General features: G+C 62.3%; 17 protein-coding genes. 4 read left to right on the forward strand and 13 right to left on the reverse strand.

Annotated elements, in window-relative coordinates:
* The 9 genes from NVS32_RS09900 to NVS32_RS09940 form a co-directional block, all read right to left on the reverse strand.
* On the reverse strand, positions 1-1197 hold the full coding sequence (locus NVS32_RS09900) for an ABC transporter permease (RefSeq protein ID WP_258499665.1): 1197 nt from the start codon (positions 1195-1197) through the stop codon (positions 1-3).
* Positions 1190-2728 (reverse strand): ABC transporter ATP-binding protein, encoded by a 1539-nt coding sequence (locus NVS32_RS09905; protein ID WP_258499666.1) that lies wholly within the window; start codon positions 2726-2728, stop codon positions 1190-1192. The genes NVS32_RS09900 and NVS32_RS09905 overlap by 8 nt, the downstream gene beginning before the upstream one ends.
* Before the next feature lie 46 nt (positions 2729-2774).
* Positions 2775-3515, reverse strand: a complete 741-nt coding sequence (gene deoD, locus NVS32_RS09910) for a purine-nucleoside phosphorylase (RefSeq protein WP_258499667.1) — start codon at positions 3513-3515, stop codon at positions 2775-2777.
* Positions 3516-3659: 144 nt separating this feature from the next.
* The gene (locus NVS32_RS09915) at positions 3660-4847 is read right to left on the reverse strand and encodes a BMP family lipoprotein (RefSeq protein WP_258499668.1); all 1188 of its coding nucleotides are present in this window, start codon (positions 4845-4847) and stop codon (positions 3660-3662) included.
* A gap of 374 nt (positions 4848-5221) precedes the next feature.
* Positions 5222-6295, reverse strand: coding sequence for an S-methyl-5-thioribose-1-phosphate isomerase (gene mtnA / locus NVS32_RS09920; protein WP_258499669.1), 1074 nt, complete (start codon positions 6293-6295; stop codon positions 5222-5224).
* Positions 6296-6365: 70 nt separating this feature from the next.
* Positions 6366-7475, reverse strand: coding sequence for a PRC-barrel domain-containing protein (locus tag NVS32_RS09925; protein WP_233519124.1), 1110 nt, complete (start codon positions 7473-7475; stop codon positions 6366-6368).
* Positions 7476-7629: 154 nt separating this feature from the next.
* Positions 7630-8076, reverse strand: coding sequence for a YtxH domain-containing protein (locus tag NVS32_RS09930; RefSeq protein ID WP_032110046.1), 447 nt, complete (start codon positions 8074-8076; stop codon positions 7630-7632).
* Positions 8077-8175: 99 nt separating this feature from the next.
* Positions 8176-8994 (reverse strand): cyanophycin synthetase family protein, encoded by an 819-nt coding sequence (locus NVS32_RS09935; RefSeq protein WP_052009753.1) that lies wholly within the window; start codon positions 8992-8994, stop codon positions 8176-8178.
* A gap of 165 nt (positions 8995-9159) precedes the next feature.
* Positions 9160-10668, reverse strand: coding sequence for a CNNM domain-containing protein (locus NVS32_RS09940; protein ID WP_258499670.1), 1509 nt, complete (start codon positions 10666-10668; stop codon positions 9160-9162).
* Between the two features lie 598 nt (positions 10669-11266).
* On the opposite strand from NVS32_RS09940, the gene NVS32_RS09945 reads away from it, so the two are divergent.
* Positions 11267-12211 carry an endonuclease/exonuclease/phosphatase family protein gene (locus tag NVS32_RS09945; RefSeq protein ID WP_258499671.1) on the forward strand — a complete coding sequence of 315 codons (945 nt, stop codon included), beginning with the start codon at positions 11267-11269 and terminating at the stop codon, positions 12209-12211.
* Positions 12212-12590: 379 nt separating this feature from the next.
* Here NVS32_RS09945 and NVS32_RS09950 read toward each other — a convergent pair whose 3' ends face one another.
* Entirely contained in the window at positions 12591-13571 is a 981-nt protein-coding gene (locus NVS32_RS09950) for a DUF559 domain-containing protein (RefSeq protein WP_118156523.1), read from the reverse strand.
* Positions 13572-13806: 235 nt separating this feature from the next.
* Here NVS32_RS09950 and NVS32_RS09955 point away from each other — a divergent pair, with 235 nt between their 5' ends.
* Positions 13807-14079: a hypothetical protein gene (locus NVS32_RS09955; RefSeq protein WP_118343191.1), complete on the forward strand. Its 273-nt coding sequence runs from the start codon at positions 13807-13809 to the stop codon at positions 14077-14079.
* Between the two features lie 90 nt (positions 14080-14169).
* Here NVS32_RS09955 and NVS32_RS09960 read toward each other — a convergent pair whose 3' ends face one another.
* Positions 14170-16245: an elongation factor G gene (locus NVS32_RS09960; RefSeq protein WP_258499672.1), complete on the reverse strand. Its 2076-nt coding sequence runs from the start codon at positions 16243-16245 to the stop codon at positions 14170-14172.
* A 295-nt stretch (positions 16246-16540) separates the two neighbouring features.
* A complete protein-coding gene (locus NVS32_RS09965) occupies positions 16541-18013 on the reverse strand; it encodes a radical SAM/SPASM domain-containing protein (protein WP_258499673.1) in 1473 nt (490 codons plus the stop codon).
* A 215-nt stretch (positions 18014-18228) separates the two neighbouring features.
* Between NVS32_RS09965 and rlmD the strand changes: the two genes are divergently transcribed.
* Positions 18229-19410 (forward strand): 23S rRNA (uracil(1939)-C(5))-methyltransferase RlmD, encoded by a 1182-nt coding sequence (gene rlmD / locus NVS32_RS09970; RefSeq protein WP_258499674.1) that lies wholly within the window; start codon positions 18229-18231, stop codon positions 19408-19410.
* A gap of 118 nt (positions 19411-19528) precedes the next feature.
* Here the strand turns inward: rlmD and NVS32_RS09975 are convergent, their stop codons facing one another.
* The gene (locus tag NVS32_RS09975; protein ID WP_258499675.1) at positions 19529-25672 is read right to left on the reverse strand and encodes a Spy0128 family protein; all 6144 of its coding nucleotides are present in this window, start codon (positions 25670-25672) and stop codon (positions 19529-19531) included.
* Positions 25673-25885: 213 nt separating this feature from the next.
* Between NVS32_RS09975 and NVS32_RS09980 the strand changes: the two genes are divergently transcribed.
* Complete coding sequence (locus tag NVS32_RS09980; protein WP_258499676.1) at positions 25886-26932, forward strand: IS1595 family transposase; 1047 nt, start codon at positions 25886-25888, stop codon at positions 26930-26932.
* The last annotated feature ends 7 nt before the right edge of the window (positions 26933-26939 follow it).

Below are 26939 nucleotides of genomic sequence, written 5' to 3' on the forward strand. Positions count from 1 at the left end.
CTACTTCTCCCCCTCTTCCGTCGTGGCTTTGGCCGCAGCCGCAGTCTTGGCTCTGGCCTCGAGCTTAGCGTCCTCCTCGCGCTGCAGCTTGCGGTGGGCAAGGTACTTGAAGTACCCGCCACACGCGGAGAAGAGCAGCATGATGCCAACGATGAGCGACGCGATCTCCTTCTGGACGCCCAGGGTGGAGCTCATGAAGTTGCTGCCGTTCTGGAAGATGGAGACCAGGATGGAGGCAAAGATGCTGCCGATGGGGTTGCCGTTGCCAAGAAGCGCGACGGCAATGCAGTCATAGCCCATCTGCGGAAGCGTCTTGGGGACGATCGTCGTGTAGTAGCCGCAGTAGTACGCCACGCCGGCAAGGCCCGCAAGCGCGCCCGAGAGCGCCATGGCCTGGATGAGCCGCTTGCCCACATTGATGCCGGCATACTTGGCCGCCTTGGGGTTCTGGCCAACGGCCTTGAGCTCAAAGCCCACCACGGTGCGCTTGAAGAGCCAGTCGAAGAAGAACGCCAGCGCCACCGCCAGGAAGATGCCCAGCGGAATGGTGCAGTTGATGCCACCTATCTGGACGTTGTAGATCATGAGCGCCGCATCGGTCGAGCAGGGCAGCGACGAGCGCGTGAGGCCGTTCACGAAGTACATGTTGATGAAGAAGCCCACGATGTAGTTGAGGATGTAGTTAATCATGATCGTGGAGACGACCTCGTGCACGTTGAAGCGGTACTTGAGGAAGCCCACAAAGGCACCGAGAAGAGCGCCCACCACGGCGCCGATGATGATGACCAGCGGCTTTGAGAGTACGGCAGGCAGGTCGCTGTAACCCACGAGCACTGTTGCCGTGAACGCAGACGCCACCATCTGGCCAGAGATGCCAATGTTGAAGAGGCCTGCGCGGAAGCCCACCACAAAGCCCAGCGATGCGAGCAGCATGGGGGCAAGGTAGCCCAGAAAGGTAAAGAAGTCCGACTGGATGCCGGCACCTCCGCCGTAGCTACCCTTGGGCGCAATGCCCGAGCCCTGCAGGAAGCTGTAGAAGCCCACAAATGGGTCCTTGCCCAGTATCACGAGCAGAACGCCCGAGACGAGCAGCGACAGCAGCACGCAGAAGACGGGGACCGCGATGTGCGACCAGCGCCCGTCCAGCAGCCGCTGGAACCAGCCCGTCCCTCCCTTTTTCTTCTCGGCGTCAGTCATTGTCCGCCACTCCCATCATGTACCTGCCCACTTCCTGCGAGGTCATGGTGCTCGCCGGGGCTGTCTTGAGAAGCTTGCCGTTATAGATAACGCCAATAGTGTCGGCCAGCTGCATGACCTCGTCGAGCTCGAGCGAGATGAGCAGCACGGCGGCCCCGCGGTCGCGCTCGGCAATAATCTGCTCGTGGATGTGCTCAATGGCGCCCATATCCATGCCGCGGGTTGGCTGCACAAAGATGAGGAGCCGTGCATGCTGCTCGATCTCTCGGGCAACAATGGCCTTCTGCTGGTTGCCTCCGCTCATGGAGCGCGTGATGGTACGGCCACCCTGGCCCGAGCGGATGTCATAGCGCTCGATGAGGTCGTCTGCAAACTCGCGGATCTTTACGTGGTCGAGCACGCCGCCCTTGGAGAAGGGTTCCTTGTAGTAGCGACGCAGTGCGAGGTTCTCGTCAAGCGGCAGGTTCATGAAGACGCCCATGCCCTGACGGTCCTCGGGGATGTAGGCCACGCCGTCCTCAATGCGATTGCGCACGCTCTCGCTGGTTATGTCCTTGCCATCCAGGGTGACTGTGCCCTTGTAGGCGTCCTGCATGCCCGCGATGGTGTTGGCGAGCTCGCCCTGGCCATTACCGGCAACGCCTGCCACGGCAAAGATCTCGCCCTCGTGGATGCTCAGCGAGACGTCCTGCACCACCTCGAACTTGTCGGCGTTCCTCACCGTGAGGTGGTCGACCTTCAGGACCTCCTTGCCAAAGTGCGGCTCGCCCTTGGTGGTCTCGAGCTTGACCTCGCGGCCAACCATGAAGTTTGCCATGTGCTGCACCGACGTGCTGGCAACGTCCAGGACGTCGACGAGCTTGCCGCGGCAGAGAATGGCGCAGCGGTCTGCGACCTTCTTGATCTCCTCGATCTTGTGGGTGATGAGGATGATGGTCTTGCCCTGGTCACGCAGGCCACGAATGATGTCGAGAAGGAATTCGATCTCCTTGGGCGTGAGGACGGCCGTGGGCTCGTCGAAGATCAAGATCTCTGCGTTGCGGTAGAGCATCTTGAGGATCTCGACGCGCTGACGCTGCGAGACGGCCAGGTCGCCAACCATGTCCGTTGGGTTCACCGCAAGGCCGTACTGCTCGGATATCTCCTTGACGCGCCTGTTGGCCTCCTTGATGTCAACGCAGGGCAGGAAGCCGGCAAGGCGCTTCTTGGGCTCGACGCCCATCACAATGTTCTCGGCAACGGTGAAGTTGTCGACCAGCTTGAAGTGCTGGTGCACCATGCCGATGCCCGCGGCCACGGCGTCGTCTGACGAGCCGAACTTCACCTCCTCGCCGCGCAGGTAGATCTTCCCGGCATCGGGCTGGTACATACCAAAGAGCACGCTCATGAGCGTGGACTTGCCCGCACCGTTCTCGCCGAGAAGGGCAAATACCTCGCCCTTCTTCACACGCAGCGTGACGTCGTCGTTCGCCACGATGCCCGGGAAGCGCTTCGTGATGTGACGCATGTCGATGATGTAGTCGTCCTGCATTGCTTCCTCCCGTGCCTCTCGCAGGGATGCGCTTGCCGAGCAGCACCTACTCGCCCGCGACGGTCCAGGCGGTCTCCAGGCCAAGGCGCATCATGGTGTCGAAGGAGTTCTGGCGCTCCTCCGCCGTCATGGCCTCGTGCGTGAGGAGGCTGTCGGACACCGTAAACATGGCAAGAGCCTTCTTGTGGCAGCCCTGGGCCGTCCAGTAAAGGCCGGCGGACTCCATCTCCACTGCAAGCATTCCCAGGTCCGTGAGGCGCTGGGGCAGATCCGCGTTTGCCTTGGGATAGTAGAACTGGTCAGACGAGTAGACCTGGCCCACGTGCGGGTGCACGTCGAGCTTCTCGGCGGCGTCCATGCAGGCCTTGAGCAGCTCGTAGCTGGCAACCGGCGCAAAGGTGCCGGGCAGGCCGTAGATGTCGCCGTAGGAGGAGTTCGAGGACGAGCCCATGGCCACCACCACGTCGCCGAGCTTGACGTTGGGCTGCAAAGATCCCGTGGAACCAATGCGAATGATTGCGTCGACGTCAAACTGCTCGTAGAGCTCGGTGGAGTAGATGCCAATGGACGGAATGCCCATGCCGTGGCCCATAACCGAGACCTCGCGACCGTTGTAGGTGCCCGTGTAGCCGAGCATGTTGCGCACGTTGTTGAAGCACACCGGGTTCTCGAGGTACTTCTCGGCAATGCGCTTTGCACGAAGCGGGTCGCCCGGCATAAGGACAACCTTGGCGATCGAGGTTCCCTCGTTGAGCGCGATGCTTGCGGAAATAGACTCCTTACCCATGGTCACACACCCTTCCTTGCGGCCGTGCCGCCTCCCTGTACAGCCCAGGCGGAAACGATTCCACCCGCCGAAACCAAAGGGGCCGCGGCGCCTTGCGGCGCCGGGCCCCATGAAGCACGCGGTAGGCGCGCCCCGACGCGCCGCCTACTTGAGGCCGGGGAAATCGTCCGGCTTGTAGTCGTTGGTCGCCGCAGCGGGCACGATGGTACCGGCCTTGACGGCGTCATAGCACTCGGAGAGCTTAGAGAGGGCGTCGTCGGAGAGCTGCTGGCGGCCGGCCTCGGAGACGTAGCCGGTGGAGTCCGTGTCGGCGCCGAGGAGGTCGTCGTGGCCCTTGAAGGTGCCGTCGTAGATGGCGGTGAGCTGCTTGTCGACGTTGGTGTCCATCACCTTGAGCGTGGAGGTGAGGATGATGTTGTTGCTACCGTTGGCACCGTCGTCGTACTGGTCAACGTCGCAGCCGATGGCGTAGACCTTGAGTTCGGAGCCGTCGGCCTCCTTGATGGCGGTGAAGGTGCCGTTGCCCGCAGCGCCCGCGGCGACGAAGATCACGTCGCAGCCCTGGTCGATGAGGGCGGAGCCCACGACCTTGCCGCCCGCCTCGTCGGTGAAGTCGCCGATGTAGTTGCCGCCCACGTTGTTGCCGGAGAGGTCCGTGCCAGCGTAGGAGGGAAGCTCGACGCACTCGGCGGAGGTGCCGTAGTGCGCATTGGCGTAGTTCACGCCGGACATGAAGCCGTACTGGTAGTTGACGTTGGACTGGAACGCCATACCGTTGACCACGGCGACCTTGTTGGTCTTGGTGGAGAGGGCGGCGGCGACACCTGCGAAGAAGCCGCCCTCCTGCTCCTTGAACGTCATGGTGTAGACATTGTCGAGCGACATCGGGTTGCCGTTGGCGTCGGTGATGGTGGAGTCGACCACGATGAACTTGTGATCGGGGTTGGAAGACGCGACGTCACCCACGGCAGCGAAGTTGTAGCCGGGGAGCACGAGGGCGTCGTAGTCGCCAACGACCTGCTGGACGGTGGGAACGAGGTTGTTGTAGTCAGGCTCCTTGATGTCGTTCACGGAGCAGTCGGAGTGGTCCTTGAGGAACTCCTGGATGCCGTCGTAGCAGTTCTCGTTGAAGGAGCCGTCATCGATGCCCGAGGAGGTAATGATGCCGATCTTCAGCGCCTTGCCGGCGTCCGAGCTGGAGGAGCTGGAATCGGAGCTCGAGGAGCTCGAGCTTGAGGAGCTGGAACCACAGCCAGCGAGCCCCAACAGGGTGATGGCGGCTGTGCTCGAAGCCATCCCCAAGAAACCGCGACGCGAAATCTGAGCAGTCATAGCGCACTCCCTTTTCCCATGGACTTGTCCCCTCCGACTGGGCCTTCCCACCCAATGTGCCGGATGCTTAACAGCTTAACCGTTGCCGAAGGCCACGGTAGCTTCTACGAGCCTATTCTCGACCATCGGTAACCAAATGGTTAGTAACGGAAATTCTCGCGAGACAAATCGCTCAACTTTTATGGACATTTTGAGATGAGAAACGCTATGCCCGCGGCGTCGCTGGCACTCCTTTTGGAAGGTCGCCGGAAGAGCAGTTTTGTCGACGATTCTCGCCATAGAAAACCCTCCGGCGACGAATTGTCGCCGGAGGGCCGAATTGGCGAGCATTGCATCCTTCCGAGCTTACCGGCGACGAGCCGCCGGTACGCCACCTACAGGTTGTACGGAGCCGAGAGCAGGCCGTTCTCGGTGATGATGCCCGTGATTAGGCTGTGGTCGGTCACGTCGAACGCGGGGTTGAAGACGTCCACGCCCTCGGGTGCCATGCGCTCCTTGTACCACATCTCGGTTACCTCGTCGGGGTCGCGCATCTCGATGGGAATCTGCGCGCCGGTGGGGGTGTCGTGGTCGATGGTCGAGCTGGGGGCACACACGTAGAACGGAACGCCGTAGTGCTTGGCGAGAATGGCCACGCCCGAGGTGCCGATCTTGTTTGCCGCGTCCCCGTTGGCCGCCACGCGATCGCAGCCAACGAAGACCACGTCGATGCGACTCTGCTGCATAAGCATCGAAACCATGTTGTCGCACTGGAGCGTCGTGGTGATGCCGGCGTTGTAGAGCTCGAACGATGTGAGCCGCGCGCCTTGCAGCAGCGGACGGGTCTCGTCGCAGTAGACGTGCATGTCGGTACCGGCCCAGCCCTGCTCAAGCGCCGTATACATGGGTGCCGTAGCCGTTCCGTACTTGGCGGTAGCAAGCGTGCCTGCGTTGCAGTGGGTGAGAATGCCCACGGGCTGGCCGGGCTTTCTCACCTGCTGCATGACCTTAAAGCCAATGGCGCCGATGTTGCGGCTAATCTGCACGTCCTCCTCGCGGATGCGGCGCGACTCGGCGACAAGCTCCTGCTTGAGCTGGTCCACGGGCAGGTCGAGGCGGGCGTGGCAAAACGCGTCCATGCGGTTGAGCGCCCAGAAGAGGTTTACTGCCGTGGGACGGGAGGTTGCCAGGTAGTCCGCAATCTCTTTGAACTGGCGGTAGAACTCCTGCTGGTCGGTAGTGTCGATTTTGTTGGCGAGCATGGCCAGCCCCTCGGCCGCGGCCACGCCAATGGCCGGGGCACCACGCACGCGCAACTTCTTGATGGCTTCCCAAAGCTCCTCCTTGGTACGAAGGTTGATGCGCTTCACCGTACCGGGAAGAAGCGTCTGGTCGATGATGTCCAAAGACTCGCAGTCCTCCGGCAGCTTCACCGAGATAACGCGGTCGAAGAATTCCTCTACGCTCATATGGTGCTCTCCCCTCTCCCTTCGTATGGGCGCCCGGGGCGAGCAGTGCCGCCACAGGCTGACCCAATGCCTACTTGCTTGCCTTATCAAACTCGTCCTTAAACGAGCCAAACATCTTACCCATGCTGTTGAGGCCACGTCCAAGGGCGCGGGCCGCCTCGTCACCGGCACTGCGGTTAGCCGCGGACTTCTTGGCCTTGGTGGCAGTTGCGGCGGGCTTGCTCTTGGCGGCGGGCTTTGACGCAGTGCCGGCCGCAGGCTTCTTGACGGCGTAAGTCGTGGGTCCAGACGACGTGGCCGCGCGCTCCTCGGCACCGGCCTTCAGCGTGGCCGTGGGCTCGGACACGCGGACGTCAGCTGCCTCGGTTGCGGGAAGCTGGTTCTTCTCGGCAGTGGCACGCAGCTCCTCGGCCTCCTCGCGGGCACGCTCCTCCTCGTTCTCGGTGCGGGCGTCGTCTATGGCGCGCTTGGCCTTGCCTAGCGCCTTACCCAGCGCAAACGAGCCCTTGTCAACAGCCTCGCTGGTGGCCTTGCCGGCCTTCTCGCCAAACTCTGCGCCGCGGATCTTTGCCTTTGCCGTGGCCTCGCCCGCCTTGGCGGCAAGGCCGCCGTTGAGTTCCAGCTTGGAGGCCTCGTCCTTCACGATCATGCGACCCTTGGAGTAGCCCACTAGCATGCTGGGCGGAATCTCCACCGAACCCACCAGGGCCGTGGCCATGCCGCCATCGCCCACCAGGAACTTTGTCACCTTGCCCGTGGCGTCATCGAACTCCGCGTCGCCCACGTAGCCCAGCTCGCGGCCAGACTCGGTGCGGGCGTCCATGCCGGCCCACATGATGCAGGCGTCCCAGTCCACGCCCAGACGCTCGCGCGCCTTGTCGTCGAAGGCCTTGTCCTCGTCCACAACGCGGAAGCCCTTCTCGCAGGCTGCCAGCGAGTCATACGCCACAAAGACGTCTTCGCGCTTGACCATGCCCGCCACATCCGGACGAGCCACCAGGTAGCCCACCATAGAGCGGCCGTTGGGCGTGAACACGGCCATGTGAATCTTACCGAGCTTGGAGAGGCGCTCACCGCTCTGCTCGCCCTCGGGTGCCTTCTCGCCCTTCTTGGGCTTCTTGGCGCGGGCCTTCTTGGTGATGAAGACCTTCTTGCCCTGCATGTCGCTGATCTTGGTCACGGTATCTCTCCCCCTACCGCCCGTGTGCCTAAGGCGCGCGGTGACTGTGCCGCTCGGCAGCACGGGTACCAAACAAGGTAGCGGGGCACCCTCCGGCACCCCGCCATGTTACGCACTCATGCGCCGCTCTCGCGAGCCTAGCGAGATGAGCAGCCTACTCTGCAGGCTTCTCGGCGTTGTCGACAACCTCGACGTGCACGGACTGCGCGGCGGACTCGTTGGCGGCGGCTGCATCGCCGGCCATGCTCGAGACGCGGTCGGTCACGGTGTTCACGGCATCGGAGACCTGCGCGGACGTGCTGGAGACCGCCTCGGAGAGCGAGTCGCGAAGCTGGTCCATGCGCTCGCGAGCAAGGTCGACCTTGGCGCGGAGCTCGTCGGTCTTGGCGTCGACGCCAGGACGGACGTCGCCCAGGCGGTCCGAGACGCTGCGCGCGCCGCGCTCGTAGGTGTCAACGGCAGAGTCCCACGCGTCGTTCATGGCGTCGGCGGCCATAGCGCGGCTCTCCGCACCGGGGCGAGGAGCCAGCATCATGCCGGCGACGACGCCTGCAGCAGCACCAAAGATGCTGCCAAGGATGAAACTAGCGGTCTTGCTCATGACATCCTCCTGTCGTTTTGGGACGCAGATGCGACCCTCTTGCTTCCAACCACAAGTTCGGCCAGCGAGTGGCGCGAGCGAAGTACCTTTTGGAGCGTACTACCTCACCGGACGGGGGCGCGGCATGTTGTCCATGTCCCAGTCGCCCTGGTCGTGCAGGTCGGCATCGGGTGCCGCGGGCTCGGGCTGAGCCTCGGCAGCAATGTCGTCCGGCTCGTCGAGCTCCTCGTCCTGGGCGGGAGCGCCAGGTGCGGGCACCGGGGCGGGCGAGACGAGCGTGGACTCGGGGCTTGCGGGGGCCTCGGGCGCTGCGGCGGGCGCGGGCTCCTCGGGGGACACGGGTTCCTCGGCAAGCGTGGCCTCATCCGGCACGGGGTGCTGGTCCGGGGCGCCGTCCTCGGCAGCGCCCTGCTCGGCAGCCTCGTCTCCGCCATCGGCCGGCTCCGAGACGCTCTGTACCAGGTTGACGATGCCATCGACAATGGCGTCGACGTCGGGCTCGGGCTCGCCACCGCCGGTAAACGCCCACTCCATGATCCACACGGCACTCGAGAGCGCGGAGGTCACCAGGACGTCATCGGGGCACGGGAACACCACGTCAAAGGCACGCTCGTTGCCGGGCACGGGATAGGTGCGGCCGCAGGTGATGTCGCCGGCAATGTTGGTTCGCGCGAGAAGCTCGACCGTCATGTGCTCGAGAAGGTGCGCGAGCTCGGTGTTACCCATCGAGTCGCGGAAGCGGCGACCAGCGTCACCCATGCACACGTGGTCCGCAATTTCGGGCATGAGATGAAAGACGCGCGCGGTTGCCTCGATATCCTCGCTGGTCATAAGCGGGGCATCGGGGGCCATCTCAACAAGGGCGTCGAGGTCCCTCGGCCCTACCGTGACCTTCTTGATTTCCACGAGCTGGGCCATCGTGCGGCTCCCCTTCTTTTGCGCCCGCGAGTGCGGACAGGCGGTCTAGTCTAGGCTCCATTGTAGTTAAAACCCAGACTGAGCCGTCGGCGCATGGCCGGACGGCGCGCGCCGGGCGGCAACGCGCAGGGTAGAGCCCAACCAAAGCGCGGCCAAACGCTGCCCTTAGGCGCCTTGTTCCCCTTCTTCGCCGCGCGATTCGCCCGAGTCGGCCTGATGTTGCGACTTTTCACGCAATTTAGCGACGCGGGACTGGAGCTGCGCGGCAGGGGCGGGCTTCTCGGCGGGCTCTGAAGCAGGCGCGGTGGCCTCGTCCTTCTCGGGCGCCTTGTCCTTGCTGTCTTCGGGGGCCTCGGGCTGCTCGTCTTGCGCGGGCGACTCCTCTTCCGTGGGCTCGGGCGCCGTCACGCGGAGCATGGCCACGCGGCGGCCGCGCATGGACTGCACGCGGAAGGTGTAGCCGTCCTTGGTGATGACGTCACCGGGGTGCGGGAGCTTGTCGGCCGTGTCGGTGATGAAGCCGGCGATGGTCTCGTACTCCTCGTTGTCCTCCACGGGCCAGCCCAGGTCGATGGCGTCGTCCAGCGAGAAGCGGCCGTCGACAAGCCACTCGCGGTCCGAGAGCTTGGTGAGGTACTTGTTGTCGGGGTCGAACTCGTCCTCAATCTCGCCCACGATCTCCTCGACGATGTCCTCGATCGTGATGACGCCGGCCGTGCCGCCGTACTCGTCCACCACGATAACCATCTGGTCGTGGCTCGACTGCATCTCGGAGAGCAGCGGGATGATGTCCTTGGTATCGGGCACGAAGTCCGGCGTGCGCATGTGGCGCGAGATTTTCTCGGTGCCGCGGCCGTCATCGATGATGGGCGAGATGAGGTCCTTGATGTGGGCGATGCCCACGATGCGGTCGACGTTGCCGCGGTAGATGGGGATGCGGCTGAAGCCGGTGCGACGCATGACGGAGAGCACCTCGTTGAGCGTGGCGTCCTCGCGCATGGCGCACATGTCCACACGCGGCACCATGACCTCGCGGGCGATGGTGTCGCCCAGGTCGATGACCTCGTGGATCATCGACTTCTCCTCGTCGGAGAGCTCGTCGGAGTCGGTGACCATGTACTTGATCTCGTCCTCCGAGACCTCCTGGCGATCCTCGGTGGACTTCACGTGCAGCAGACGCGCGATGCCGTTGGCGCTTGCGGAAGTGAGCCAGATCAGCGGCTTGACGGCATGCGAGAACCCGCGCAGGAAGCCGGCGACGCGCTTGGAGACGCCCTCGGCGTCGGCCATGGCGATGCGCTTGGGCACGAGCTCGCCCACCACGATGGAGAAGTACGACACGATGAGGGTGATGAGTACCGTGGCCAGGCCGTTTGCGATGCTGACGTCCATGCCAAAGCTAGAGAGCCACAGGCCAAGCGGTTCGGAGAGGCTGGTTGCGGCAAACGCAGACGAGAAGAACCCAACAAGCGTGATGGCAACCTGGATGGCGGCGAGGAACTGCGTGGGGTCCTCAATCATGTCTGCCGCAGTGGCCGCCCTGGCGTCACCCTCCTCGGCGTCATGGTCTAGCAGCACTTTCCGCGCTGTAGAAAGTGCCATCTCCGACATCGAGAAGTACCCGTTCACAAGGGTAAGCAGAAACGTGACGAGAATCGATAAGGCTATGTCCATGCGCGAGTGCGCAACCTCCTTGGACGACGCGGGTGCGGCTGCAGGCCGGGTGGCGGCAGCCGCGGCTGTTTTCTAATTCTATAAGAAATACCCGTTGGACGCGGAGTTACGCACGAGTCTTAACCCAATGGTTCGTATCGGCTTTATGCGTTCGCGAGGGTGCCATATGCGGCTGGTACGATGTGTGGCCCAAAGGCCGACCAGCGAAGGGAGCGCCGTGGCCGAAGACACCGACAGCACGCGGGATCCGCTTGATCCCATTCCCGACGTTGACTGGGCAATGGAGATGGGAGACGCCGAAGACGGACTTGGGCCCATATCGTATGACCAAGCAAGCACCAGCGCAGAGGCGGGACATACCCGCGTCATGCCTGTTGCTGCTCCCGGGGCCCGCATGGATGGCACGCAGCCCAGCCTGTATCGGAGAGATTCTCCCAGTGCAAAGCACGGATATGCGACAGCCAGCGAAAACGGATATGCCGGGTATACCGGGAGGCCCGATGCGCGAGCTCAAAAGCCGAGGCGCCGCCCAAAACGGGCCCGGCACGGGTTTCTGAGCTTTATCTTGTGGCTGGTGATGCTCGCGTGCCTGGGGTTAATGGCAATCAGGTGCCTTCCGGCATCGTACTCCGATGGTCGCGCGGTGCCGGAGCTCGTCTCATTTGTTCCGGCTCTCTTTGTGCCGGTGCTCGCATGCCTGGTTCTGGCTGCGCTGTGGCGACGCCGGGTTTTGCTCGTTGTGAGCGCAGCGGCTCTCGCAACCATTGCCGCCTGGCACATCGGGTACTTTGTCCCAACGTCGCGCGTGAGCTCTTCAGCGATAACGAGTGTGCAGGCGTCGGCCTCTACCAGCGATAACGCCGCGCGCATCATGACGCTCAACACGTACAACGGAAACGCCTCCGCGGCAGAAATCGTCGCCCTGGTCAAGAGCTACAACGTGGAGGTCCTCTGCCTGGAGGAGCTTACGGATGCCGAGGTGCAGGCGCTGAGCACGGCGGGGCTCGATACCGTCCTGCCATACCACGTGATTTCCGATGCGGCGTCAGAAATCAACAACGGAGGGCGCAACGGCATCTGGACGGCGGCGCCCATGTCGAATGTGTCCACCAACCTACTCCCCATTAACACGAGCTCGATGCCAGCGGCCGATATTGTGGTGGGTGAGACAACGGTGCGCATCGTGGCGGTGCACCCCAACTCGCCCGTGCGCGGCGCCCAGAACGAGTGGAGCCAGGGGCTTTCTGTCATCCAGTCGCTTTCTGGGTACAACCACGCCTACCTGCTGTGCGGTGACTTCAACTCGACGTGGGATCACGCGCGCTTCCGCGAGCTTCTTGGTGATACGTTTGTGGATGCCGGGGAACAGAGCGGACAGGGGTTCCACATGACGTACCCCTCAAGCGGCAAAGTTCCCTCGCTCATCGAGATCGACCACTTTGTGTATTCAAAGTCCTCGGGCATTGTGGTGAGCAACCTTGAAGCGGTGGCTGTCAGCGGAGCGGACCACCGAGCGCTGATAGGAATCCTCGAAGCGTCCTAGGGCGGGGCACCGCAGGTGCCCCGCCCCCTCCCGCGCAACGCGCGGGAGGGATTTGCATCGAACTCGGCTCCGTTACATAAAAAGCCTCTATCGGACGGAATTCTTGCTGTCCCCGCATAAAAAGCCTCTATCGGACGGCAGCAACGTTCGCTCGAAATCAAACTATTAACTACATTTTCAAAATTTTGCAATTTTAGACGATTATATCCAGAACCATGTATGTTTATTTAGATGCTTGATGTTTCGGCTCCAAGGCGGCCGTCCGATAGAGGCTTTTTATGCAACGGCATCGATTTGACCGTCCGATAGGGCGTTTTTGTGCAAGAACCACACGCAGCACGTATGGAAGGCCCCAGCATTAGCCCGCCAACGACCAGGCTTACATCGTGGTGCCGAACAGCCTTTCGCACAAATCTCGGCGCCGGGCGAGCATGTTCGCGTTCATGGGGTTGCGACGAATACCAAGTTGTTGCTCGAGCTCAGCAGTAAATGCATTGAGCGCTTCCCCGTTCTTAAGAATGCCATTTGTAAGAGTCATTACCTTATAACCCATGGCTTCCAGAGTCGCACGACGACGCTCGTCTTTCGTCTTTTGGCTTGAATTGAGGTGGTTGTCGTCGCTGTCATATTCGCAGGCGACTCTAGCGTTCTTCCAACAGAAGTCTGGCTTAATGGAACGCTGGCCTGCGAGGGGCCAGTACTCCTGAGGCACGAGTAATTTCCGATTCATCTCAAATCCGCCAAGGCCCGCACCGCCGCTTGGCCTTCCCAACTGGAAGTAGATTGCGATGTCGGTTTCGCGAGGAGAATTTGAATCGGGGACAGCAATTTGCAGTGCGTCGCTTGCTCCCGTTGCCCCGCGAACTCGGAGCGCACGGGCAGCCGATATGTATTCTCGACACTCAGCGTAGCTTACAAGTGGGTCAACATCCCAAACAACGCCCTCATCTGTCCACGGAACCAAGCCGTATGTCCCCATAAGCTCACAGGCAACTTGCGCCAGAGATACCGTATCGAGGGTAAGGCCGAGCTGAGCAATCACCACAGGGGCTCGGCATATATAGATGCCATCCCCCGCTTCAATGAGCTGTTTGGACCCAAGAGGTGCTCGCCATTTATGAATGTCTACATTTGCAACGAAGCATCGACCAAAGGAACCACCAAATACAAGATCTAGGGGCTGATTTTCCTCGCACAGACATAGGTCGCGGGCGCGAGCGACTTGTCGTGTGATATCAAAAGCTCGCGACCCAAAAGCCGAAGCGATTTCATCCTCGCGCACGGTACCGCCCACGGAACGCGCTGACCGCCAGAAGCGAAGCGCCGAACTCGACCCCACACAGATTGCCTTGGTGTCCATGTTGCCCTCCCCTAGCGATGTTCCTTGGCATTCCCTTGGGATGAATGTATCACTAATTACATCAAGTAATTTTTCTTATCCCCATCTCTCGTTAAGCAATATTTTGGAAAATACAAGGTAGATGCTACTGCGTGACAGCTATGTGTCAGAAAGTGGTATGTGCACAGTCAGTAAGATGCAAGTGCCATCCCCTATGCTTGGACCATCGTAAAGCCAAGAGTAAGGAGGAATTACCATGGCGCTCTATTGGCCGGAAGCAAGGGTCGCGTTGGAAATAGTGGACGATCCCGCATCAAAGCCGTACGAAGGCCCGGATGACTGGACCGTACTGCACGTGACTTGCGCAGACATTTATGATGTCCATAGATTCCAGAAGATTGGACGAGAGCTCGGGAGGCTCCTCGGAGAAGATACCTCATTCATGGATGACCCGTTGTGGCAACGAAAGAACGCCGAGCTTCATGCCCAGCTCACGGGAGGAATTCCACCTTTCGGCGTCTATCGTTAACGAGTGACACACCCTCGCATGCACACAAAACAGCCGGCCAGCAAATTGCTGGCCGGCACTGAGTTCAAATATTGTAAGCGTACGAGCCTACTACTTCTCCCCGGCGGCGCGCTTCTCGGCGTACTCGGCAGCAAGCTTTGCCTGGATGTCATGCGGCACCTGCTCGTAACCCGAGAGCTCCATCTCGAACTCGCCCGTACCACGCGAGAGCGAGCGCAGGCGCGTGGCGTAGTCCGTGACCTCGGCATACGGGATGGTTGCCTCGATGGTAGTCTCGCCCGCGGCAACGCCTGTACCAGTGGACATACCCTCAACGCGACCGCGCGAGGCGGAAACGTCGCCCATCACGGAGCCAGCGTAGCTGTCTGGCACGGTGATGCGCAGGTGCGCCATAGGCTCGAGAAGCACCGGCTCGGCCTGGGCAACGGCCTTCTGGAAGCCAATACGTGCCGCCGTCTTGAACGCCATCTCGTTGGAGTCCACGGGGTGATACGAGCCATCGTACACGGCAACCTTGACGTCGATCATGGGGTATCCAGCCAGCACGCCTTCGCGCATGGTCTCCTGCACGCCCTTGTCGATGGCCGGGATAAAGCCGCGCGGAATGTGCCCGCCCACGACCTCGTCCACAAACTCGTAGCCGTTACCGGGGTTGGGCTCGATGCGCAGCCAGCAGTCACCGTACTGGCCAGCGCCGCCGGTCTGCTTCTTGTGACGACCCTGGGCAGAAGCCACGCGTCGAATGGTCTCGCGATACGGAATCCGCAGAGCCACGGTGTGTGCCGTCACGCCCGCGCGATCCTCGAGGCGATCAAGCAGCACGCTCACCTGTGCCTCACCAATGGCCGAGATAACCGTCTGACCGGTGTCCTCGTCGCGCTCAACCTTGAGCGTGGGGTCGGCATCGGCTGCTTTCTCGAGAAACGCGTACAGCTTGCCCTCGGTGCCGCGCTTATCGGGCTCGATTGCGATACGGTAGAGAGAGTTGGGGAAGCGGAACGCCGCAGCCTCGACCTTGCCGGTGACGGAAAGCGTGTCGCCTGTCATGGCCTCGAGCTTAGGCACCACCACGATGTCGCCGGCCGCCGCAGAAGGAACCTCTTCGGTCTCACGACCGCACATGAGATAGAGGTGCCCCAGGCGCTCGGTCTTGCGCGTGCGCGCGTTGGTGAGCTCGATGCCCTGCGTGAGGGTGCCAGCCAGCACCTTGAGGAAGGAGAGGCGTCCGTTCTGCGGGTCGTTGAGGCTCTTGAAGGCAAAGGCAACGGGGCGGTCGTCGTCCGGTGAGATGTCAAGCTGCTCGCCATTGACCAGCGGGATGCGACCAAAGTCCGCCATCGTGGGGAACCAGCCAACAATGGCGTCCATAAGCGAGAAGAGGCCCTCCTCGCGCACGCAGGAGCCAGCAAAGACGGGGACAAACACGCGCTCGGCCATGGCCTTGCCGAGAAGTCCCTCGAGCTCGGCCTGCGTGATCTCTCCACCCTCGAGGTAGCGCATCATGAGCTCATCGTCAGCTTCGACTACAAGCTCGGTGAGGCTGGCGCGAGCCTCGTCGGCGGCGTCCTTGTACTCGTTCGGAACGTCAGTCACCACAGGCTTGCCGCCCTCGAGGTGGCGTGCCTTCATGTGGACCACGTCGATGACGCCGCCAAACGCGTCGCCGGTGCCCATGGGAATGGTGACCGCGCCCAGGTTGTTGCCGTAGTGCTCGCGCAGCGCCTCAAGCGTCACGTCGTAGTCCGCGTCCGGCCTATCGCAGCGGTTCACGAAGATGGCGCGGGCAAGCGAGAGGTTCTCGGCCGCATACCACAAGCGCGTGGTCACGGTGCCAAGGCCGCCCGCCGCATCAACCACAAAAAGCGCCGTCTCGCACGCACTCATGGCCGCATAGGCGTCACCGACAAAGTCGGGGTAGCAGGGCGCGTCAAGCACGTTGATCCGGGTATCTCCCCAGACGACGGGGGCAATGGTGGTGGAGATCGAGAAGCCGCGCTCGCCCTCCTCCGCGTCGTAATCAAGCGTGGGCTTGGTGCCGGCGTGACCGCCCAGACGGGTCGTCTTGCCCGTCAGGTGCAGCATGGCCTCGGCCAGCATGGTCTTGCCCACGCCGCCTTGGCCCACAAGGACCACGTTCTTGACCTTCTCAGTGCCCTTTGTAGCCATGGTTCCTCCTCGAGCCGCATGCCAGGGCGGCATCGCCGAGGATAAGCGCAACGGCGAAGCCACCGTGCCTTTGTCATTGCGCGGCATCCGCCACGCGTTGGATTCACCTTACCCGCGCGAGCTGCGACGGATTCTCACGCATCGGGCAGCGTGGGCGCATGCGCCGCAGACGCGATGCAACAGGCGTAAATAACGGCGCAATCGACCCGCGCCGCCGCGCCGCCGCAAGAAAAGAGCCCCGGGCGCGAAGCCCGGGGCCAGCGATCACAATGCGCGAGAAGCAAACCAACCGCAGCTAGTCCTGCTTGACGGCCTCCTCGGCCTTGGCGTCCTCCTCGGCGATGAGCTTTGCCTTGAGGGAGATCTTCTCGTTGGACATCTTGTCTGCGTAGATCTTCTTGCCGGTGGGGTGCTCCTCAAGCCACAGGCGCTCGGCCTCGGGCGCCCACTTCTCGGCGTAGGGCGTGGTGCGCGCGCAAAGGTGGTCGACGTCCTCCGGCGAGATGTACTCCGTGGACTTGGCGTCTGCCGCGTGCACGATCTTGGGCAGCATCTCGGGGTTCTCGAGCATGGGGCAAGGACGCAGCATGTTGTCGTTCCAGGGGTAGTTCTCGCGATAGGCCTGGAAGACGGGCTGACGCAGGCAGTCGAGAAGGTCCTGGTCCTTGATGTTGGCGTTGGAGTAGTGGATGAAGACGCACGGCTCAACGTCGCCCTTGGCGTTAATGTGGCAGAACACGCGGCCGCCGGCGATGCAGCCGCCAACATACTCGCCGTCGTTCTGGAAGTCCATCGCAAAGATGGGCTTGCCGCTGGTGATGCCGCGCACCTCGCGGATGCGGTGCAGCATGTACTCACGCTGCTCGACGGTGGGCATGAGGTCGGCGTTGGCGCCCTCGCCCACGGGCATATAGTGGAAGTACCAGGCCCAACGGGCACCCTTGCTGATGATGAGGTCGAGGTACTCGTCGGACGTGACGGTCTCGGTGTTGGCGCGGGTGTAGGCCGTGGAGGTACCAAAGAGCAAGCCGTTCTTGTGGAGGAGGTCCATGGCGCGCATTACCTCGTCATAGGAGCCCTCGCCACGGCGGGCGTCGTTGGTGTTCTCGTAGCCCTCGAGCGAGATGGAGAACACGATGTTGCCCAGGCGCTTGACCTCGTCGCAGAACGGCTGGTCGATGAGGGACGCGTTGGTGAAGATGTTGAAGAGGCAGTCGTTGTGCTCCTCGGCAAGGCGCAGGACGTCCTTCTTGCGCACCAGGGGCTCGCCGCCGGTCAGCATGTAGAGGTGGCAGCCAAGCTCGGAGCCCTGCGTGATGATCTTGTCGCACTCCTCGTACGTGAGGTTCTGCCACTTCTCGTAGTCAGCAGACCAGCAGCCAACGCAGTGCTTGTTGCAGGCGCTGGTGGGGTCAAAGATGATGATCCAGGGCACGTTGCACTGATACTTGTCGGCATTGGCGGTGGTGTTGCGCAGGCCGCGGAAGGCAGCCTCATAGCCGCCGTTGAGCACGACGGTCTTGAGCACGTGCGGGTCGGTCTCGTCAATGACGCTCCAGAGGAACTGCTCCCACTTGGAGCCCGGGTAGAGGCCTGCCTTCAGGCCGCGCGTGGCACCGGGGGCGGTGTCCTTGAGCAGGTTGCCGGCCATGTTGATGAGCTTGTCGAGGTTCTTCTCGCGATCATCGCCAGAGGCTGCCTTGATGATCTGGTCGAGCGCGACGCTGAACGCCTTGCGCTCTGCCGCGTGAGCAATCTTTGACTGCATTACGTGCTCCCTTGCTAATGCGCCTTCCTGTACGCAGATTTTTGACCTGCGTTTAAATCTGAAAGAACTATACGCCCGGCGCGGCAAACATACAAGGAAATTTTGGCCCCTGCGCTGGGATTACGTAGTTGGCGAGGCGCGAGAACCCAACGCGTTTGGTGCGTGTATGCTGAGAGTCACGCATAGCGCAGACCGCCCTCGTTGACTGGAGACCCATGGGATATCGCACCTACACCTGCCCCATCGCAAAGTCCTGCGGTGGCTGCGAGTGGCTCGCGGTGCCCTACCCCATCCAGCTTGAGCGCAAGCAGGCGCTGGTCGAGGAGGTCTTGGGGCAGGCGGTGCGCCGGGACCACGCCACACTCGAGAAGATCTGCGGCATGGACGAGCCGCGCGGCTACCGGCACAAGGCCGCAACGCCGTTTGCGCCTGGCTCGCGCGGGCGCGTGCGCTGCGGTTTCTATGCCGCCGGGTCGCATCGCATTGTGCCCTGCTCGTCGTGCCTGGTAGAGGCCCCCGGCGCACGAGACGTGCTCAACGCAGTGGCGCGCGCTGCCGAGCGCTGCGGCATCCCAGCCTACCAGGAGGACCGCGGGTGCGGCGTGCTTCGCCATGCCGTGGTGCGCATGGGCTACGCCACCAAGGAGTGCCTGCTCACCGTGGTTACCAATGGACCAAGGCTTCCACGCGCCGAGAAGTTCGTGAACGACATACGTCGCAACAAACCGCAGGTCACAAGCATTGTCCAGAACATCAACGAACGCCGGACCAACGCGATTCTCGGCCGGCAGTGCATCACGCTGTACGGTCCAGGCGTCATGCACGACCGGCTGCTGGGCTGCTCGTTTGAGATTGGGCCCACGAGCTTCTACCAGACAAACCCAGCGCAGACCGAGGTGCTGTACCGGCTTGCCATTGCCGGGGCGGGCATTGTGCCCGGAATGCGGCTGCTTGACGCGTACTGCGGCACGGGAACCATTGGCATCTGCGCCGCGCACGAGTGCCCGGACGTGGAGGTCGTGGGCGTGGAGCAGGTTGGCGGCGCGGTCGCAGCGGCGCGGCGCAACGGCATTGCCAACGGGCTGGACAAGCGCTGCCGCTTTGTGCGGGCGGACGCCACGGAGTACCTGGTTGCCGCCGCGCGCAACGGGCGTGCCGAGCGCTTTGACGCGCTGATCATGGATCCGCCGCGGGCTGGCTCGACGCCCGAGTTCCTCTCGGCGGTGTGCGCGCTTGGGCCCGAGCGCGTGTCGTACGTCTCGTGCAACGTGCTCACGCAGGCGCGCGACATCGAGCTGCTGCGCGAGGGCGGCTACCGTCTTGAGCGCTTGCAGCCGGTGGACATGTTCCCGCACACCAAGCACGTAGAGTGCGTCGCAACGCTCGTGCGAAGATGAGACAAAGGGACTGTCCCTTTGTCTCAAGAACAGTTGGCGCCACACAGCGCGGCGCCCGTCCCTGGGGGTCAGGGGCGGGCGCCGTTTGACACCGTGCTACTGCGTGCCGGGAGTACCGCTACTTGCTGCGGCGACCCCTCCTCCTCACCATTACGGCAGCTGCGAGCACTGCCGCTGCGGCAACCGCAAGACCAACGGGCAGGGCGGTCTGCGTGGCGTCACCGGTGTTGGGGATGGCCGGCTTCTTGGGCTCCTCCTTTGCCGGCTCGGGATCCTTCGCAGGCTCGGGCTCAGGCTCGGGCTCCGGCGCGGGCGCGGTGTAGACGTTCTCGAAGGTCACTGCGTCGGCAGCGGTTCCGTCGGAGGTGGAGATGGACGTGCTTGTCCCCAGGACGCCAGCGCCGTCATCGGTCACCGTGTAGGTCACGTTGTAGACGGTGTTGTCGTACGTCCAGCCCTCGGCGTTGCCTGCGACCTCGTACGCCTTGTAGGAGTACGTGCCGGCCTGATCAAAGGTGACCGAACCCAGCGAGACCGCGCCATCGCCGTTGATGATGCCCGTGGTCACGCCGTTCTCGCCGGCGCTATCGGGCAGGATCGAGCCGTTCAGCGCCTCCAGCGCAAAGGTGAACGTAGGGTACGCGTCGGGCTTGTCACCCGAGACGATCTTGGTGACGGTGGGCAGCGCGGTGGTCACCGCAGCGGCCTTGTAGGTGTTGGTAAAGGTGGGCGCGGTGGCCGAGCCGTCGTCGTAGACCGGATCGGAGACGCTCAGCGTGCCATCGCCGTTGTCGGTCACCGTGACAGAGGCGGTGTGCTTGGTCTGGTCGTAGGTGACGCCCGCCTTGCCATTTGCGACCTCGGAGATGGTGTACGTGAAGGTCTTGGAGGTCTCGCCAGCAAGATCGCCCAGGTGGTACGTGATGGGCGAGAAGGCCACCGTGCCATCGGCAGCATTGGTTGCCGTTGTGGCCTGGGGCATGGGCGTGCCCTCGGCGGCGGTGAGCTGGAACTCGAACTCGCCCTCGGCCAGGCCACGACCCTCAAGGGCCTTGGTTGCCGAGAAGGACTTGGCCGTCACGGGCTGCGCCTCGTAGTTGTTCGTGAACGTGGTGTTCACGGCCTCCTTCAGCGTTGCCGTGATCTTGCCGTCATGGGAGTCGACAAGCTCAAGCGTGTAGGTGGCGACGTTCTGGGAGTACGTGTAGCCAGCCGCGCTGCCCGCAACCTCGCGCGCCGTGTAGGTAACGGTCTTGGTGCGAGCGCCCGTCGTCTCATCGGGCTCGATGCCGTTGAAGTCATCCTGCGAGTAGCGCAGCGCAGGGAACTGGATGGAGCCAGAGACGTCATTGGTCACCTGCTCGCCCACGGGCTGGTTGTTCTCGTCAAAGAGGTGGAACGAGAACTGCCCTGCCTCGAGCCTGCGGCCCTCGAGGACCTTCTCGGCGGTAAGCATCACCGGATCGTCAACACCGGACTTATAGCTGTTGTTGAACGTGGGCGCCAGGCTGGTGACAGAGGCGTGAATCTGGCCCGTGCCGTCATCGGTGGCCACAACGGTAACCGTGTGGACGGTGGAGTCGTAGGCCATGCCAGCGTTGGTTCCAGCGACCTCCTTGAGGTTGTAGGTGTAGGTGCCGGGCTTGGTATAGGTGATGGGGTCGAAGGTGATGGAGCCGTCGGCGGCATTGGTCGTCTCGCGAACCACCTTGCCATCCGCATCGATCAGCTGGAACGAGAACTCGCCAGCCATGAGCGGGGAACCGGTGAGCACCTTTGTGGCCGTGATCGTGACGCCATCGGACTCGGCGGCCTCGTAGCTGTTCTCGAACGTGGGGTTGTTGCTCGCAACGGTGGCAACCAGCTGGCCCTTGCCGTTGTCGACCACATTGACCGTGATGGCATGGGTGCTCTTGTCGTAGGTCCAGCCATCCTTTGAGCCTTGGGCCTCGGTAACGTTGAAGGTGTAGGTGCCGGCCTTGGAGAAGGTCACGTCACCAAAGGAGACGGCCTGGGTGGCACCGTCCGCGATAGAAGCAGACGTCGTAGCCGTGGTCGCGCTGTCCGCGTAGCTGACGCCAGCGGAATCGCCAGAGGCGAGCGCAAGGTTGAAGGAGTACGCCTCGGAGCTGTTGAATCCGGTCACGCGCTTGGTCACCGTGAGCGCCGTGTCGCCGGTGAGGATAACGGGCTTGGCGGTGTAGGTGTTATTGAAGACCGGCACGTCCTTGGTAACGGTGGTGCCATCACTGTTTGTCTTGGTGGCGGACTTGGTAGCAGTCAGGTTGCCCTGGCCGTCGTCCTTGACGGTCACCACGATGGTCCACTCGCTCTGATCGTATGTGACACCATCCTTCACGCCGTTCACGGCATCAGAAGGCACGAGCTCCTTGACCGTGTACGAGAAGGTCTTGGTGCGACTGCCGTCGCTGGCGGCGTCAACGCCGGCAAGGACGTCCACGGTGTAAGTGACGGAGCCAAAGCTCACGTTGCCGTTGGCATCGTTGTGCTTGTCGACCGGAATACCGTCAATATTGGCCTGGAACTCGAACTGACCGTCCTGGAGCGTGGCGCCCGAGAGGACCTTGCTCGCGGTGAGGTCAACGGTGGGTTCGTTGGTCGTGTAGGTATTGGTGATCGTGGGGTTGTTGCCCGTAACGGAGGCCTCAAGCTTGCCTTGACCGTTATCGGTAACCGCAACTGTGATCACTCGTGCGGCGGTGTCGTAGGCAACTCCGCCCTCGGTGCCCTGGACCTCAGTGATGGAGTAGCGATACGTGCCCGGGGCGGTGTACGTGATGTCGCCAAAGACCACGTTGCCGTTGGCGTCATTGGTGACCGTTGTGACTTCAGGCATGGGTGCGTCGGTCTCTTCAGCGGTCAGCGTGAAGGTAAACTCACCAGCCTTGAGGCCGCGACCCTCAAGCACCTTGGTAGCGCGCAGAGCGGTATCGCCGGTAAGCGTGGTCTGCTGAGCCGAGTAGGTGTTAGTGAAGGTGAAGTCCGGACCCTGAACTACGGCGCCCTCGGAGTCGACCTTCTTGGCGACGAGGTGCCCCTGGCCGTCATCCGTCACCTGGACCGTCACCGTCTTGGTGCTTGCATCGTTGGTCACACCGGCAACGGTACCGGACTCGGTGATGGTGTAGGTGTAGGTGCCCGGCGCGGTGTAGGTGATTGCGTCGAACGTAACGGAGCCGCTGGCGTCGTTCTGGGCGGTGCCGATCACGTCGCCCGAGGCATCCTTGAGCTCGAACGTGAACTTGTCCTTGATGTCTCCAGGACCAGAGAAACCGTTGTTGTCGAGCACCTTGCTGCCAGAGATCACTAGACGCGCGTCATCTGCGTCGTAGACGTTCTGGAACGACAGCCCCGTGGCGTTGCCGGGATACTCAACCTGCGTGCTGAGCGTACCCTTGCCGTTATCGATAATCACGACGGTGACCTCGAAGGTGCTCTGCACGGCGGTCACCTTTGTGGGCAGATCCGCGGTGCTCTCGGAAACCGTGTAGCGGTAGACGTAGCTATTGGCAGCCGAGCCGACCTGGGCCACGCCGCTCGCAACGTCCTGCTTAACTTGGTCGATGGAGTAGGTCAGCGTGCCAAAGTCCAGCGTTGCGGCCTGGCCGTCGCTGGCAGCGGGATTTTGTGCCGTAGCAACAACGCCACCCTTGGCGTCCGTGATGTTGAACGCGAACTCGTTGGCATTCATGTCACGCCCGCTGAGGGTCTTGGTTGCGCTGATGGTCGCAGTACCCGTGGCGGAGTAGGTGTTGTTGAACGTGATGTCCTTGCTGGTGCTGTCCTTGACGGACCACGCCACCTCGAGGGCGTTGGTGTCGGCGTTGGCCGTCACCGTTGCCACCAGTGTGTAGGTGTGGGTGTCGTAGGTGTAGCCGTCAGCGCCGGCGTTGGTCTCGGCCAGAGTGTACTCGTAGGTGCCAACCTCGCTAAACGTAATGTTGCCAAAGCTCACAGAGCCGTCTGCCGCGTTGGTCGCCGCTGTCGAAGCAGGCGCAGGTGCGCCGTCAAGCGCTGTGAGCGTGAACGAGAACTGCCCGGCCGTCAGGTCGGTAGGGTTGAGGGTCTTGTTGATGGTGATGCCGCCATCACCGGTAGGGCTGGACTCAACCGGCGTGAACTTGTTGGTGTAGGTCACGGAGTACTTGGTGTTGCCCTGGTCCACGCTGCCAGAGACAGTGTCTCCAGAGGTGGTACCAGCGCCGCCTGTGGCCACGGACGAGAAGATCCAGCCAGCAGGCGAGGTCTTCTCGTCAACCGTATACGTAGTGCCAACGGGAAGGTTCTCGAGGAGGATGCTCTGCCCTGCCGTGAGGGAAAGGGTCGTGGCCTGACCGCTTGTAAGCGTGCCCTTGGTGTCGCCGATTGCGTAGGAGACGCCCGAGCTATCCGGAGTGGTCACGGTGACGTCAAAGTCGAAGCTGGCGTCCGTGGGGTACGTGCCGTCATCGGACGTGGCAACCTTTGCAATCTCGACCTGGCTCTTGAGGGTGTTGGTAGCGGTTATGGTAGTGGACCCGTCATCGGCGTAGTTGGGCACGCCATCCACCATCATGGGGGTGAAGGACTCGTAGCTCAGCTCGTAGCGGGAGTCGATGGTAGGCTCGGAGAAGGTCACCTCGCGACCGGCAGTAAGCACCTCGCCGTTGGCCTCGATGCCGTACGGCACGTGTACCTGGGCCCGGTAGTTATTGTCGGAGTTGAGCGTCACCGTGGTGAACTGTTTGCGGTCAAGGAGCACGCCGAGCGAGACGTCACCGGTAGGACGATTGACCGCGTTGTCAAGCGAGTCGACCCATTCCTTACTAACGGTGATGGTGGGAGTGTCCACGGTCATGGGGTCGGGGTCGGCAAGGGCCACGCTGCCAGTATCGGATTTAGTCGCTACATACAGACCCGAGGACTCTTGGGTATAGGTAAGGCCGGTGGAGGGCGAGGTCCAGGTACCGTCAGCCTGCGGCACGGCATCAGTTGGCAACACGTTGGTGGTCGTAGTGCTCGTCTGGTTGTAGGACACGTTGGCCGTAGTGTTGGTCTTTATCCCATAAGTACCAGCGGTCGAATCATAGACAATGTCTGTGGGCAGGCCGGTGGTAGTTCCTGCGTTCTGCAGACGGGCTACCTCAGTGATGGCTTCCTGGCTCGGCCAGACCTTGAAGCTCACGGTATACGTGACACCATGCTCCAGCGAGCCAAGCGAGGAGAGGTCCCAAGTCACGTTCTTGTTTGTCTCGTCATATGTAGCCGCGGGAGCATCGAGCCAGTCGCTCGTCTCGCCGTCCTTGGTCTTGGTGTACGTAAAGGCGTCAGCCGACCCCTCCAGGGAAGTGGCAGTAAGCGCCGTGATGCCGTCGGTCACCTTGACGTTGCTGTACGTGAGGTTGTTCGTGATGGTGTTGATGATGTTGTCGAAGGCAGCATTAAGGGCGGTGCTGTCGGCAGCGTTGTAGTAGTTGCCCGTCTGGCCAGTAGCGGCAGCGAGGTCCTGCATGTTGGAAACGGTGCCAAAGGCGCCAATGGCAAAGAACGACTTGCCCTCACCGGCTATGGCAACGGCCTGGTCCCTGGCGTAGTCGTAGTTAAGGTCATAGGCGTCGGAGTTGCCGGTGCCATAGTAGGTGTGGCCATTCGAGTAATGACGTTCAAACTCATCCCGGTCCTGCCCCCAAGTATACGTTCCCCGCGTTTTGCGGAAGGTTGGGTCGCCATCGGAAACAAAGATGATGTAGACATCGGCGCCGTCACGCGTCTGAATTGCGCTGGCGGTCGCCAGCGCGTCCTCCCAGTTGGTGCCACCAGTGGCGGTGAGGCGGTTCACCTGGTTCTGGAAGGTCGAGAGGCTGCTCGTGTTGGTGACGCGCGTGGTTGCGTAGTTTGCGAACGTGACGAGTGACAGCTGCACGGCATCGGGGTTCTCGGTCGTGTTGTTGGAGAGCAGCTCCTCGGCAAGCGAGTTGACCGCGGACTTGGCCACCGAGAGCCGGGTGCCACCCGTAGCGGAATAGCTCATCGACCCGGACGTGTCGAGCACCACGATGACGTCGGCCTTGCTCGAAGACGACGACGCCTGCGACTTGCCCGTCACGCTGAGGCTCAGCGTGTACGTGCCGTCGTCGTTGCTCGTCACGATCTTGCTGGTGGCAGGCGGCTCGGCGGCAAGCGCCGGCGTCACGCCAAACGCAATGAGCGCAGCAAAGACGGCCAGTAATGCTCGTAGTAGTGTTTTTCCCCTGTGTCTCATAGTTGACCCCCAACCAGAAACGCAAACGAACGGACAGATACCTCTTCTGCTGTCAGATTTGCGACAGCAACGTGCATGCTTGTTAATAAATCTATGCTATTTACGTGATGTATATAGTTGTCTCTCCGTTAGACCAGCGTTGACGTAATAATGTCCCGTCCCCGCCCTAGGATGAATGTCGCCAAACATCAACATCGAAGAGACGGGGACGGGATGCTGGACATCATACTCCATGAGATGGAGGGGCTCTCCCTCGGGGAGAAGCGTGAGCTCATCTGTGCCACGAAGGCGGCGGTCGCGCGCGAGCTTGGCAAGCAGGCAGATGGCGCGACGCCCAGATCATGCCCCCGGTGCGGCTCTTCCTCCTTCATCAGGAAAGGGCACAATGCCGACGGCTCCCAGCGCTGGCTCTGCAAGGGGTGCGGGAGGACGTTCTCGTCCAAGAGCAGGGGCCTGCTCGCCGCCTCGAAGCTCGATGCCACGACCTGGGCGCTCTTCGTGGAAGCAACGCTTTCGGGCTCAAGCCTGAGGCAGTGCGCGAAGACGTGCCATGTGTGCCTCAGGACCTCCTGGTTCATGCGCATGAGACTCTGCGAGGTCATGGCGCGCTCGCTTCTCGCCTTCAGGACCGGACCTTCGGTCTCCTGGCAGGTAGACGGCGCCTACCTCGACGAGTCCCTCACGGGAAACAGGGCAAGGAGTGCTGCCAAGATGCCGAGGAAGCCTCACAAGCACGGCGGCGCCGTCCATGCGCGCGGCATCTCCAACCTCAAGGTCTGCGTCATCTGCGGAGCCAATGATGCCGGAGACGAGCTCTGCCGCGTGGCCGACAGGGGAAGGCCGAAGGATGAGGCCCTGAGAGACGCCATCAAGGGTCTCGGTCCTGGCACCTGGGTGGCGACCGACGCCCATCAGGGCTACAAGCGCGTGCTTCCCGCCCTCGGCATCACCGAGCATGCCGCCACCGACACGCGCCTGCAGAAGGACGGCGAGCTTGGCATGGTCAACGCGATGCACCAGAGGCTGCGCATCTTCCTTGCCCCATTCCACGGCGTATCCACCAAGTGGCTGGACCACTACCTCTCCTGGTTCCTTTGGCTCGAGCAGGCAAGGCGCTCGGACGCAGACGGGCTTCAGACGCTTTCCGGCCAGAGCGCCTGCGGCTTCTACGAGCATACGAGGCGCCAGATGATCGATCGTCCCCAGCCCTTCTGGGACTATTGGCAACGGCAGGGAGCGGCTACGTCAATGCTGGTCTAACAGAGAG

Origin of the sequence: Tractidigestivibacter montrealensis (assembly GCF_024741235.1) — a bacterium.
In the GTDB taxonomy this organism is placed as follows: Bacteria; Actinomycetota; Coriobacteriia; order Coriobacteriales; family Atopobiaceae; genus Tractidigestivibacter; species Tractidigestivibacter montrealensis.

What these genes read in the sequence shown, in the direction of transcription:
- NVS32_RS09975 (WP_258499675.1), bottom strand. Translation starts at nt 25,672, where the DNA reads ATGAGACACAGGGGAAAAACACTACTACGAGCATTACTGGCCGTCTTT.
- NVS32_RS09945 (WP_258499671.1), top strand. Translation starts at nt 11,267, where the DNA reads ATGGCAATCAGGTGCCTTCCGGCATCGTACTCCGATGGTCGCGCGGTG.
- NVS32_RS09915 (WP_258499668.1), bottom strand. Translation starts at nt 4,847, where the DNA reads ATGACTGCTCAGATTTCGCGTCGCGGTTTCTTGGGGATGGCTTCGAGC.
- mtnA (WP_258499669.1), bottom strand. Translation starts at nt 6,295, where the DNA reads ATGAGCGTAGAGGAATTCTTCGACCGCGTTATCTCGGTGAAGCTGCCG.
- NVS32_RS09955 (WP_118343191.1), top strand. Translation starts at nt 13,807, where the DNA reads ATGGCGCTCTATTGGCCGGAAGCAAGGGTCGCGTTGGAAATAGTGGAC.
- NVS32_RS09950 (WP_118156523.1), bottom strand. Translation starts at nt 13,571, where the DNA reads ATGGACACCAAGGCAATCTGTGTGGGGTCGAGTTCGGCGCTTCGCTTC.
- NVS32_RS09965 (WP_258499673.1), bottom strand. Translation starts at nt 18,013, where the DNA reads ATGCAGTCAAAGATTGCTCACGCGGCAGAGCGCAAGGCGTTCAGCGTC.
- rlmD (WP_258499674.1), top strand. Translation starts at nt 18,229, where the DNA reads ATGGGATATCGCACCTACACCTGCCCCATCGCAAAGTCCTGCGGTGGC.
- NVS32_RS09930 (WP_032110046.1), bottom strand. Translation starts at nt 8,076, where the DNA reads ATGAGCAAGACCGCTAGTTTCATCCTTGGCAGCATCTTTGGTGCTGCT.
- deoD (WP_258499667.1), bottom strand. Translation starts at nt 3,515, where the DNA reads ATGGGTAAGGAGTCTATTTCCGCAAGCATCGCGCTCAACGAGGGAACC.
- NVS32_RS09940 (WP_258499670.1), bottom strand. Translation starts at nt 10,668, where the DNA reads ATGGACATAGCCTTATCGATTCTCGTCACGTTTCTGCTTACCCTTGTG.
- NVS32_RS09960 (WP_258499672.1), bottom strand. Translation starts at nt 16,245, where the DNA reads ATGGCTACAAAGGGCACTGAGAAGGTCAAGAACGTGGTCCTTGTGGGC.
- NVS32_RS09980 (WP_258499676.1), top strand. Translation starts at nt 25,886, where the DNA reads ATGCTGGACATCATACTCCATGAGATGGAGGGGCTCTCCCTCGGGGAG.
- NVS32_RS09935 (WP_052009753.1), bottom strand. Translation starts at nt 8,994, where the DNA reads ATGGCCCAGCTCGTGGAAATCAAGAAGGTCACGGTAGGGCCGAGGGAC.
- NVS32_RS09900 (WP_258499665.1), bottom strand. Translation starts at nt 1,197, where the DNA reads ATGACTGACGCCGAGAAGAAAAAGGGAGGGACGGGCTGGTTCCAGCGG.
- NVS32_RS09905 (WP_258499666.1), bottom strand. Translation starts at nt 2,728, where the DNA reads ATGCAGGACGACTACATCATCGACATGCGTCACATCACGAAGCGCTTC.